Annotated in this window: 11 protein-coding genes; 2 read left to right on the plus strand and 9 right to left on the minus strand. The window is 41.0% G+C overall.

Translation table 11 applies throughout. From position 1 onward, the window contains the following. Positions 1–8: 8 nt before the first annotated feature. From buk to ACXAD1_RS17715, 4 genes are all read right to left on the minus strand, one after another. Positions 9–1,118 carry a butyrate kinase gene (gene buk, locus ACXAD1_RS17700; protein ID WP_206838458.1) on the minus strand — a complete coding sequence of 370 codons (1,110 nt, stop codon included), beginning with the start codon at positions 1,116–1,118 and terminating at the stop codon, positions 9–11. 162 nt (positions 1,119–1,280) lie between these two features. Continuing rightward, positions 1,281–2,375: a branched-chain amino acid dehydrogenase gene (bcd, locus tag ACXAD1_RS17705; RefSeq protein WP_009332881.1), complete on the minus strand. Its 1,095-nt coding sequence runs from the start codon at positions 2,373–2,375 to the stop codon at positions 1,281–1,283. A 105-nt stretch (positions 2,376–2,480) separates the two neighbouring features. Then, complete coding sequence (gene yqiS, locus ACXAD1_RS17710; RefSeq protein WP_206838460.1) at positions 2,481–3,383, minus strand: phosphate butyryltransferase; 903 nt, start codon at positions 3,381–3,383, stop codon at positions 2,481–2,483. 207 nt (positions 3,384–3,590) lie between these two features. Further along, on the minus strand, positions 3,591–5,657 hold the full coding sequence (locus ACXAD1_RS17715) for a sigma-54 interaction domain-containing protein (protein ID WP_206838464.1): 2,067 nt from the start codon (positions 5,655–5,657) through the stop codon (positions 3,591–3,593). 153 nt (positions 5,658–5,810) lie between these two features. On the opposite strand from ACXAD1_RS17715, the gene ACXAD1_RS17720 reads away from it, so the two are divergent. Together ACXAD1_RS17720 and ACXAD1_RS17725 are read left to right on the plus strand one after the other, a co-directional pair. Next, entirely contained in the window at positions 5,811–6,047 is a 237-nt protein-coding gene (locus ACXAD1_RS17720; protein ID WP_019380202.1) for a DUF2627 domain-containing protein, read from the plus strand. A gap of 17 nt (positions 6,048–6,064) precedes the next feature. Next, complete coding sequence (locus tag ACXAD1_RS17725; RefSeq protein ID WP_113884408.1) at positions 6,065–6,205, plus strand: YycC family protein; 141 nt, start codon at positions 6,065–6,067, stop codon at positions 6,203–6,205. A 129-nt stretch (positions 6,206–6,334) separates the two neighbouring features. Here the strand turns inward: ACXAD1_RS17725 and spo0A are convergent, their stop codons facing one another. From spo0A to ACXAD1_RS17750, 5 genes are all read right to left on the minus strand, one after another. Then, on the minus strand, positions 6,335–7,123 hold the full coding sequence (spo0A, locus tag ACXAD1_RS17730; protein ID WP_206838467.1) for a sporulation transcription factor Spo0A: 789 nt from the start codon (positions 7,121–7,123) through the stop codon (positions 6,335–6,337). 375 nt (positions 7,124–7,498) lie between these two features. Continuing rightward, positions 7,499–8,788 carry a SpoIVB peptidase gene (spoIVB, locus tag ACXAD1_RS17735; RefSeq protein WP_206838468.1) on the minus strand — a complete coding sequence of 430 codons (1,290 nt, stop codon included), beginning with the start codon at positions 8,786–8,788 and terminating at the stop codon, positions 7,499–7,501. 182 nt (positions 8,789–8,970) lie between these two features. Beyond that, on the minus strand, positions 8,971–10,653 hold the full coding sequence (recN, locus tag ACXAD1_RS17740; protein WP_370224747.1) for a DNA repair protein RecN: 1,683 nt from the start codon (positions 10,651–10,653) through the stop codon (positions 8,971–8,973). 187 nt (positions 10,654–10,840) lie between these two features. Next, positions 10,841–11,290: a transcriptional regulator AhrC/ArgR gene (gene ahrC / locus ACXAD1_RS17745; RefSeq protein WP_009332889.1), complete on the minus strand. Its 450-nt coding sequence runs from the start codon at positions 11,288–11,290 to the stop codon at positions 10,841–10,843. A 176-nt stretch (positions 11,291–11,466) separates the two neighbouring features. Next, a complete protein-coding gene (locus ACXAD1_RS17750) occupies positions 11,467–12,312 on the minus strand; it encodes a TlyA family RNA methyltransferase (protein ID WP_474910677.1) in 846 nt (281 codons plus the stop codon). Between the last annotated feature and the right edge of the window lie 2 nt (positions 12,313–12,314).

Below are 12,314 nucleotides of genomic sequence, written 5' to 3' on the forward strand. Positions count from 1 at the left end.
TCCCCCTTCTATTTCAACGCTGCTTTGCCAGCTTTTTTCCCAGGATATTCTTTTTCAGTCTCTTCACCGCGGAGGACACGAAGAGCGCCTTCTGCGAGTGCCTGCAGTTCATTTTCACCAGGCTGCACAATAACATCTGCAATCCAGTTAATCCGCTCACTGATTTCGTTTACAAAGTCCTTGCCGTAGGCAAGACCGCCTGTAAGGATGATGGCATCAACCTTTCCGCCAAGTACTGCACTGGCAGATCCGATTTCCTTAGCCACCTGATAAGCCATTGCGGAGTAGACAAGCTTTGCTTTCTCATCTCCGCTTTCAATCATCTTTTCAACTTTTACTGCATCATTTGTTCCCAGGTAACCTACAAGACCGCCTTGTCCAACAAGCTTCTTCATCACTTCTTCACGATAAAAGCTGCCGGAGTAGCAAAGTCCCACCAAATCACCAGCAGGTACTGTACCTGCCCGTTCCGGACTGAATGGCCCGTCTCCATGAAGTCCGTTATTAACATCCACTACTCTGCCTTTTTTATGAGCGCCTACAGTTATACCTCCGCCCATATGCGTAACGATCAGGTTTAGCTCCGCGTACTTTTTGCCAAGTTCTTTGGCTACTCTCCGGGCAACAGCTTTCTGATTCAAGGCATGGAAAATACTTTTTCTTTCTATCATTGAAAAGCCTGAAATACGGGCAATTGGATCCAATTCATCAACCACAACCGGATCGACAATGAACGAAGGAATATTTAAACCCGAAGCAATCTCATATGCCAGGATTCCGCCAAGATTAGAAGCATGCTGACCAGCAAAACCGGCACGAAGATCCTCAAGCATTGCATCATTAACTGAATATGTGCCTCCTTCAATCGGTCGCAGCAAACCGCCGCGTCCGCACACTGCACTTAATTTGGAGATATTGATTCCTTCATGATCAAGTGTTTCCAGAATAGTCTGCTTGCGGAATTCATATTGATCGATAATACTTTCATAAGAGTTAATGACATCTGCATCATGGCGCAATGTCTTCTCCAGGACAGAGATCTCATTATCGAAGACTCCAATCTTAGTTGAAGTGGATCCCGGATTGATGACGAGAATTCGATGTTCTTGTTCTAGCACGTTTAAACCTCCATAAAGAGCGGAAATTTCCCTTGTAAAAGCATACTCTTACTCAGGTACTATAACTGCCGCTGCATTTTTTCTACTCTGTTTTTAAAGGCAAAGACGCTGAATATTCCATTCAGCGCTTTGCATTTCAGGAAAGATAGTCCTCCCTGAAACTTATCTGCGGCTTAGAATATGATGGCCGTTTTGGAGGAATTGTCCGCGTGAATTACGCATTCTTTCAATTCTTTCCTCAACCATGCGGTCAGCCGCTTTATATGTCGGAATTCCATCCCTTTTAGCAATCTCAATAACTTTTTCAATATTATTGTATACAGTTTCAACTTTTTTCATTGCACGTTCGCGGTTATATCCGTACAGCTCATCTGCAACATTAATAACTCCGCCTGCATTAATTACATAGTCTGGAGCGTAAACGATGCCCATCTCATGGATTAAATCACCATGGCGTGTTTCTTTAAGCTGATTGTTGGCGGCTCCAGCGATTACTTTGGCTTTCAGCTGTGGAATTGTATCATCATTAACTGTCGCACCTAGAGCACAAGGAGCATAAATATCGCATTCAACTCCATAAATTTCATTTGGTTCAACTGCTTTAGCACCGAACTCTTCAACGGCACGCTGTACAGCTTCTTTATTAATATCCGTAACAATCAGCTGTGCACCTTCTTCATGCAGATGGCGGCAAAGATTGAACGCTACGTTTCCAACACCCTGAACAGCAATTGTTTTGCCTTCAAGAGAGTCAGTTCCGAATGCCGCCTTTGCTGCTGCCTTCATTCCTCTGTATACCCCATAAGCTGTAACTGGTGAAGGGTTGCCGGAAGATCCGAAAGCAGGTGAAATTCCTGTTACATAATCTGTTTCCTCATGGATCAGGTCCATATCAGCTACAGTAGTACCCACGTCCTCAGCAGTAATATAGCGTCCATTTAAGCCTTGGATATAGCGTCCGAATGCACGGAACATTTCTTCGTTTTTATCTTTGCGCGGATCGCCGATAATAACTGTTTTACCGCCTCCAAGATTTAAACCAGCTGCTGCATTCTTATAAGTCATGCCTCGTGCAAGGCGCAATGCATCCTCAATAGCTGCTTCTTCAGATTCATAAGTCCACATGCGTGTACCGCCAAGTGCTGGGCCTAAAGTGGTATCATGAATAGCAATAATAGCTTTTAAACCTGATTGTTTGTCCTGGCAAAACACCACTTGTTCATAATCGTAAGTTTCTAGGTATTTGAAGATTTCCATGTTATAATTCCTCCCCGGATTTAATAAAAGTAGTATGTTCGTTTGGATAATAAATTTTTAATTGCGATTTATAAAAAGCTGAATGAATAATGTCTATCAGATCCATTACTTTGCTGAACATATCGCTAAAGCCAGTGAATAAACCTTGCTTTCAGCCGAATCTGCTCTTGAAGTAAGAACAATCGGAGCTTTGGCACCTGCGATAACGGCTCCTACTTTTGCTTTAGCAAAATAGACAAGTGATTTATATAAAGTATTCCCAACTTCGATAGTCGGCACTAATAAAATATCTGCCTGTCCGGCAACTTCGCTTTTGATACCCTTATGTTCAGCCGCTTCAAAAGAAATTGCATTATCCAAAGCAAGAGGACCGTCGACAAGACAATCTGTTATTTGGCCCCTTTGGTTCATAAGAGTTAATGCTGAGGCATCCAGAGTTGCCTGCATAGCAGGGTTAACAACCTCTACTGCAGCAATCGGAGCTGCAAGAGGCTTTTCTATTCCTATGCTCCTTGCAATTTCAACTGCATTTTTCAGAATTTGTGCTTTTTGGTTAAGGTCCGGTGCAATATTCATTGCTGCATCAGTGACAATTGTAAATCGTTCAAAACCTGGAACCTCAAATACGGCCACATGTGATAAAACATTTCCTGTTCTTAAGCCGAATTCTTTATTTAAGACAGCTTTTAAAATACCTGCCGTCGGGATATTTCCCTTCATCAGCACATTGGCTTTCTGCTCTTTTACAGCCCTTACTGCCAATTCTGCAGCATATGCAGACGATTCTGCATGAATGATTTCAAGCTTAGGGCTATCAGCTGCTGCGCTATGATTCTGATTTAAGATTTCGCGGATTTTTACCTGATCCCCGAATAATAAAAAGCTTGCTAAGTTCAGCTTAATTGCTTCTGCAACGGCTTCGAGAACTTCTTCGTCTTCCGCTGCGGCTACGGCTACAGTTTTCTCACCATATTGGGTTGCTTTCGTTAGAAGCGAATCCAATTTCATCTGTTCAACCCCCTTACTAGAAAAGCGCGTGCCTCACCCTCCCCGACACCTCGCGGGGGCAGGCTGCTTGTGCTAGACAATTATCGACGCCTTTCTCTTGATGTCCATCCGTTTTTTATACTTGCAAGAAGTGTGCCAACTTTAAAACGCTGTGAAAACGCTTTATTCACCGAACTAAAGTACGCAAATAATTGCACACTATGAAATTTATTGCATGCCATCTTTTGCAATATTGTATTTCTCCAGTTTATAGTAAAGATTCCTGACTGAGAGTCCAAGTAATTTAGCTGTCTTGGTTTTATTCCCATCCAGCTTGTAAAGTGTTTGTCTGATCATTTTCGCCTCATACAGCTCTATCAGCTGAGCTAAGGTTTTAGTTTGTACTTCTTCACTTGTTTCAACGATTGGCGAAGGATTATTGGCACCTATTAAATCCGGAATATGCCGTTCCTCTATTTCCGTTTCATTGTAATTCATAAAAATAATGGCTCTGCCGAGAATATTATCAAGTTCTCTGACATTTCCCGGCCAATCATAGGCCATCAGTTTATTAACAGCTTGTTCTGTTACACCTTCTACATTCCGTCCATATTCCTGGTTGATCTTTTGAATAAGCCTGCTGCATAGAAGAGGAATATCCTCCTTCCTGCGTCTTAATGAAGGAATATGTATGGGCATTCTATTCAGCCTGTAGTATAAGTCTTCCCTGAAGGTGCCGTCTGCAATTCCTTTTTCTAAATTCACATTAGTCGCAGCAATAACACGAACATCTATTGAGATAGGCTTAGTCCCTCCCACTCTTGTAATTTCATGTTCTTGAAGCACTCTGAGGAGTTTCGCCTGAGTGTTAGCTGTCAGCTCTCCAATTTCATCCAGAAATATACTGCCTTTATCAGCTTCCTCAAACAAACCACGTTTGCCGCCTCTTTTCGCTCCCGAAAATGCCCCTTCTTCATAGCCGAATAATTCGCTTTCCAAAAGAGACTCTGATAATGCGGCGCAATTAACCCTGATAAATTTGTTATATTTTCTGTCGCTTGCATTATGTATAGCGTGGGCGAACAATTCTTTTCCTGTCCCTGATTCTCCTCTAAGCAAAACGGTAGCTGGAGTTTTAGCTCCGAGTCTTGCCTGTTCAATTGCAAGCGTCATCTCTTCAGATGTTCCAATAATATCCTCGAATGAATATTTCGCTTCCAATGTACGAATAATCTGTCTTGCCCGGCTTAATTCACGGTTCAGATTCTGAATTTCCGATACGTCGTGAATAACACCCACACTTCCTTTTAACTTTCCGTCAACAATAACAGGCGCAACATTTACAATAACATCTTTTCTTTTCGGTCCGACCCTCATGGCCACACCTCTCATAGCCCTTCTCGTTTGAAGAACCTTCATATGAACACTTTCACCTTCGGAAATATCAGCTGTGGCAGGCTTCCCGATCACTTTTTCTTCTTCCAGGCCGGTAAGCCTGGAATATGCCGGATTAATTAAAATCCCTTCCCCATTTTCATCAACCACAGAAATAGCTTCCTCACTTGATTGAATAATCGCCTGAAGCATCGTCTGTATCTCTTTCAAATTCGTAATTTCTTCCGCAAGAGAGACTACTTCTGTTATGTCCTTAAAAACAGCAAATGCACCCATTAATTCGTTATTTTCTCCAAGCATCGGTATTCTTGTCGTAATAATTTTCAGGCCATTTGCCAAAGTCATTTCCTGATTCGCTTCAATTCTCCTTGTTGCCATAACTCTGGGAAGCATACTGTCTGTGATGACTTCATTAATTTTTCTTCCTAAAGCGTCTTTCCTCTTAATACCTGTCATTCTCTCCGCACTTCGATTAAAGACTGTAATCTCACTAAGGTTATTGATTACAATCATTCCGTCATCAGTTGAATTAAAAATCAAATCATGCTTATACGTTTCATTTCTGAATTTTGAAATCAGCTCTTCCTTTTCTTCAAGTAATTTCGCGATTAAAAAAGCTACACTTCCAGGTATTAGGACCGTATTTTTGCTTCTGGCTTCCCTGATGTCGATAAACACTTGTTCATTTCCGGTGACTTCAATAATGATATCAAGATCTTGATCCATAAAATGACGCCAATCAGTGCCAATCGGGATGCCGCTTTCATTGGCAATCTGAAGCCCCTCAGCATCCGGATCAATATCCACCATTGCTTTTACATCCAGAACAGCCGTTTCTTTTATTATTTTTAGGATAGCCGTACCGCCTTTTCCTGCACCGACAATCATTACTGTTTGCATCGTTTTACCTCTTTCATTGAAAATTCTTGCACACTTGACAATATTCCGTGCAACATTCTTCATGAATTTATTTTAGCATAGCAGCGGCACTTGACAAATTTATTTAATGATTTATGATTTCGGTAGGTAATTCGATTTGAAGGGGAATTTTTTATGATTAGACTAATTGCTTTATTGATTTTACTCCTGCCGGGCATATTGGCTGTCTATGGAATAAAATTAATGAGAGATATGGTCTTTGGCATACTGCAAAGCCCATTTCCATATTTATGGCTTCAATTTGTTTCAGGTTTCCTTTTCTTAATCATAGGCCTTGGCTTTATCGCAGGATTTATTCTTTATCGCGATCGAAAGAGAAACAAAGTACAGGAACGCTTTAAAACCAAATAAGTTAGTGGGGGATAAAAGTGAAGCCGCTGCAGATATCACCGGAAACAGCATTAAAGCTTGCTGAAAAACTAAATCTTCCTCTTGAGCAAATCATGCATATGCCTCAGCACATTCTGATTCAAAAGATGATGGAGCTTGAGAAAGAAGAAAAGAAATAAATTAAAAAGGTTCAGTTTGAGAAATTTCAAACTGAACCTTTTTGGTTCCGGAGTTTAAAGGATAATAAAAACGCCCCATAAGGAGCGCAGCAAAATTAATAAATGATTTTTTTATAAGTCCTTACCCTTTCAAGAAGCTTTATGCTCCAGACGCAGCTTATCTGCAACCATTGCAATAAATTCTGAGTTGGTCGGCTTTGCTTTTGTCATGCTGACTGTATATCCGAAAAGAGAGGAAATGGAATCAATATTACCGCGGCTCCACGCAACTTCAATCGCATGGCGGATTGCACGCTCCACACGGCTTGCCGTAGTATTAAACTTCTTAGCAATATCAGGGTACAGTACTTTTGTAATGGAACCGAGAAGTTCTATATCATTGTACACCATTGAAATTGCTTCACGGAGATATAGGTATCCTTTAATATGGGCAGGAACGCCAATTTCATGGATGATACTGGTGATGCTGGCATCCAGGTTCTTAGGCTTTGCTTCTGCCTGAGGACGGTAAGATGGAGCGGGTTTGCGGAGAAATGAATTTGATTTTCCGCTGACCTGACGTATATGGCTTGCCAGATTGTCCATGTCAAATGGTTTAAGGATAAAATATGAAGCTCCCAAATCCACCGCCTTCTTGGTAACGTCTTCCTGGCCGAATGCAGTAAGCATGATGACATTAGGGAGTTTATTCAAATTTAAGTTTCTCATTTTTTCGAGTACAGCAAGTCCATCCAAGTGAGGCATGATGATATCCAATACAAGAACGTCGGGCTGTGTCTGCTCTAATATTTCGAGGCAATCCTGTCCATTATGTGCAACTCCGGCAACTTCCATGTCTTCCTGGGAAGATATATATTCCTCTAAAAGCCCGACCAGTTCCCTATTATCATCCACAACACAAACTTTTATTTTCTTCACTTACTTTCCTCCTCGGTCCAATTATGGTCTCTTTAATGAATGTTCATTTTCGAACACGCTCTTTTTGATATCTATTTTCTATTCTAAATGAGAAATTCGACAATGCAACAAAAATTCCTCTACTTTTTTGAAATTTTCTTAAAAAACCAACTAAACCTCATTTATTCTTTTGTTTTCTTCTGTTTTCGACCGATTTCGTCATACTCTTTGCAATTCGTGTATTTTTGTCGAAAAATCTTTATTTTCATTTTAACATAACCAATGTCTGTTTTCCTCATAGTTTTTGTTTAGCCTGTTATGCGCCTGTTTTATTTCACTGTACAAGAATAGAAAAAAGACGGGTTTTACCCGCCTTTTAAAAGATCCATTCATTATTTAGGATGCTTTTTCTTCAGTTTTTTCATATATATCGATGCCTGCTTCATTTAGCATCCATTCAATATGGACACCATATCCTGAAGTAGGATCATTTACAAATACATGTGTCACTGCTCCAATAATTTTGCCATCCTGGATAATCGGGCTTCCGCTCATCCCCTGAACTATGCCGCCTGTTTTTTCAAGCAGCTTCTGATCCGTCACTTTTATGACCATTCCTTTTGTTGCCGGAAACTTCTGCGGAATCGTACTGACAATTTCAATATCAAACAATTGTACTTCATCATTGTCGACCACAGTTAAAATTTGAGCAGCTCCCTCTTTTACCTGATGGGATAAAGCTATTGGCATGGGTTTGTCAAAAATTCCGTTCTTCATATCCCGGTTCAATTCCCCAAATATTCCGAAAGGACTGTTTCTGACTATATTTCCTATTATTTCTTTATCTGAGGAAAATCGTGCAAGTTTTTCACCGGGATTGCCATTGCTGCCTTTTTCGATTGAAGTAACAGTCGATCTGACAATTTGTCCGTCTTCAACCACAATTGGCTTCTTTGTGTCCATATCGGAAATAACATGGCCGAGTGCTCCATATTTTTTTGATTCAGGGTGATAGAAAGTCATCGTCCCAATGCCTGCCGCAGAGTCACGTATATATAATCCAAGCTTATAGGTTTCTTCCCCGTTTTCTTTTAAGGGAGTCAGCTCAGTTTTAACCTTCCCGCTTTCCCGGCTTACAATAATTTGGAGCGGATTGCCGCTTTTGCCTGCATCTTGAACAAAGGGAGCAACATCTGACATCTTTTCTATTTTCTTTCCATTGATTTCTGTAATGATATCTCCAATCTTTATGCCGGCTGTTTCGCCTGGGGAAGCTTTTCCTTCAGCCGTATTAACCTGATGGTGTCCAACTACTAACACGCCTACTGTATTCAGTTTAACCCCAATCGATTGGCCACCTGGAATTACTTTAAAATCTTTTAAGACGTTAACATCAACTTTCTTTATCGGAAACCCTGCCAGCTCGAGAAGCATTTCATTTTTTCCATTTTCATTTGCATGAAGCGATATCGAATGGGTATCTTCCTTAAGTGAAACACTTGTATTATCTATGGACAGTCCAGCCGACACTGCTTCTGCCTTTACAATGTCCAGCTGCTGCCCTTCAAAAAGAGTAATATTTGCAGGTATTTGCAAATATTCCTGAACAGGCTTGGAAAAACCTAAAGCAATTAATGAAACAAGGAGAATTCCACCAATTATTTTGCGTAAAACATCATATGTCAAATTTTTCACTCTCCTCGCTTCTAGTCCATCCACGTCAAATGGCTACATCTTTAATTTTGCCTGCATCGAAGGCATTTATAACAGCCATTCACATAAAAAAAGCTATCCTGCTTTGGATAGCTTTTCAAGGTATTAGATCTGATAGCGCCGCCGATGGGAACAGACCTTATAATTGATCAAAATTACTTTAGCTGATTAGCCAGATGCAGCAGCTCTTTCGCATGCTCTTTTGTCAAATCAGTAATTTCCACTCCAGAAATCATACGGCCGATTTCTTTGATTTTTTCATCCTCAGTCAGCGGTTTTACTGTTGTTTTTGTCCGCCCATCCTTTGTGTTTTTAGCAATAAATAAATGAGTATCTGCCATGGCCGCAACCTGCGGAAGATGAGAGATGCACAGCACCTGTGAATCCACGGAAACGTGATGAATCTTTTCCGCGATGGCTTGTGCAACCCTGCCGCTCACGCCTGTGTCTACTTCATCGAAAATAATACTTGTGATACCCTGATGTTTTGAAAATATGCTCTTTAAAGCAAGCATGATCCGGGATAATTCACCGCCTGATGCAATTTTAGACAGCGGCTTTAGCGGTTCCCCCGGATTGGTGGATATGTAGAACTCCGCCCTGTCAACTCCGTTCTTCAGGAAGACTTCGGGATCAGAAAAGAATCTGACCTCAAAAATTGTCTTTTCCATATATAATTCCTTAAGCTCTTTATGAATTAACTTCGTTAGCTTAAGAGCAGATTTTCTGCGCAGCTTGCTCAATTCTTCCCCTTCAACCAGTAAATCTTTTTTCAAAGCAGCAACTTCCTTTTGCAGCTTATCAATATGGGTTTCTTTATTTTGCAGAGTTTCAATTTCTTCTTCTATCTTTGCAGCGTATTCCAGAACTTCTTCAACCGTTTTTCCATATTTTCTTTTTAGCCCATTAATTTCATTCAATCTGCTTTCTATTTCATTAAGCCTTTGTGGATCATATTCCATAAAGTCCATTTCATTTCGGAGTGATCTGGCTGCATCTTCAAGCAAATAAAAACTGTTTGCCACATTTTCCGCTATTTCTTTATAGGCGTGGTCCAGTTCCGCAGCATCATTCATATAGCCCATAACCATTCCGATCCAATCAAGCCCTTTTTGTTCTCCTTGAAGGGCATTATAGCCTGACTGAAGAGAATCAAAAATACGTTCATAATTGGAAAGCTTGCTCTTTTCTTCAATCAAATCTTCATCTTCGTTCAACTTCAGCTGAGCCGATTGAATTTCATCCAGCTGAAATTGAATTAAATCAAGCCGATGCGCCATTTGCTGTTCATTTTCACTTAAATTCTTAAGCTTTTTCAGAGTACCTTCATATAACCTGTAGATAGCCTGGTATTCAGTTAAGGCGGCGGATATCTTGGATCCTCCAAACTGATCAAGAAGAGGAAGATGAAAGGTTTCATCCATTAATTCCTGATGTTCGTGCTGACCATGTATATCAATAAGTGAACTTCCAATTTCTCTCAATACAGAAATAGTAACAAGTTTTCCGTTCACTCTGCAGACGCTTTTTCCTGTCTTTGATATATCCCTGCGGAGAACAATCATTCCATCTTCAATCTCAATCCCAAATTCAGCAGATCTTCTATAGCAAGGGTGTTTAGGATCATCTAGGATAAAAAGCCCCTCAATTTCAGCCTTATCTTCACCATGGCGGACAAATTCTGCTGATCCCCTTCCTCCAGCCAGCAAGTGAATGGCATCGATAATGATGGACTTTCCTGCCCCTGTTTCACCAGTTAAAACAGTTAAGCCCTTTTCAAATGAGACAGAAAGGGCTTCGATTATGGCAAAGTTTCGTATGGATATCTCGTTTAACAATCATATCACCTCATAAGAAAAGCGCAAGCGCCTTGCCCACCCCCCGACACCTCAAGGGAGCAGGCGCTGGAGCTAGACAGTTATCTAACTTCAGAATTTGTACATTCTCATCTTTTAAGAAAAGCAAAGAACGCCCGCCTGCCAGATTAAGACCTCGAAGCGTTGGCCTCTCAGCCAGAAAAATGATCTACAGCATTTCAAGAAACCTGTTTGAAATTGCTTCTGTATCTTCAGGGGTTTTACATATGATCAGGCATGTGTCATCCCCACAGATTGTTCCCAGAATCTCTTCCCAGTCAAGGTTATCAATAAGTGCGCCAATAGCCATGGCATTGCCGGGAAGAGTCTTCATTACAAGAAGATGTCCTGCCGTATCCACTCTGACAAAGGCATCCATTAAATTTCTTTTAAGCTTTTGCAGCGGATTGAAACGCTGATCCGCCGGAAGACTGTATTTGTACCTGCCGTCCATTAATGGAACTTTCACCAGGTGAAGCTCTTTAATATCTCTTGAGACAGTCGCCTGAGTTACATTAAACCCGGCATTTTTCAATTCATCCACCAGGTCATCCTGTGTTTCAATATCGTTATTTGTAATAATCTCGCGGATTTTAATATGTCTTTGCCCTTTATTCATTTTTTCACCTCTATAATCAGCCGCTTGACAGCAGGCAGAAAAAAATTAATTTAAAGTGTTTTGTACTCTAATGTTAGCTGATTTTCTCAATAAAGTACAATTTTTCCCGTATATTATTTTATATAATTCGTTGAAAGTCGACAAATTCCTTTTAAAAAAAGGAACAGGCAGTAAGCCTATTCCTCTTCTTTCCCCTGCTTCGTTTTCAGCTCGGCATGGGCTTCTTTTACAACCTCATCTGTCTGGGCTTTAAGAAGGTTCTCTCCTTCTTCTTCGCTGCCTGACCAATACAGATGGAGGAGAAATTCTATGTTGCCGTCTCCGCCTGTAATGGGTGAATAGGAAACGTCCTTGACGTCATAGCCTAGGCCCAGTGCAAATTCGATAATTTTATCAAGCACGGCTTCATGTATTTTAGGATCTCTAACAATCCCCTTTTTCCCAACCTGTTCCCGTCCAGCTTCAAACTGCGGTTTCACTAGGGCAACTGTGTCACTGCCAGGAACCAGCAGTGTTTTTAATACAGGCAAAATAAGCTTTAGAGAGATGAACGAAACATCAATTGACGCAAAATCAGGCATACCGGCTGAAAGGTCGGCTGGGGTTACATACCTGAAATTGGTCCTTTCCATTACAACTACTCGTTCATCCTGCCTTAATTTCCAGGCAAGCTGATTATATCCGACATCTAAAGCATAAGACATTTTGGCTCCATTCTGCAGGGCACAATCTGTGAAGCCCCCCGTTGAGGATCCAATGTCAAGGAGTATCTTGCCTTCGATTTCTAAATCAAAAACCTTTAGCGCTTTCTCAAGCTTTAAGCCTCCTCGGCTGACATATGGCATGACCTTCCCCTTTAAAGTGAGAGGAATATCTGCATTAACCTTCTCGCCGGGCTTATCCATCCTGCTTTCATTGCTGAACACCAGGCCGGCCATTACGGCTCTTTTCGCTTTTTCTCTTGTCTCCGCAAGACCTCTTTCAACTAATAAAACGTCTAATCGTTCTTTCTTTGTTTTCATTC

This window comes from Cytobacillus sp. ABV4_503 (genome assembly GCF_056158445.1).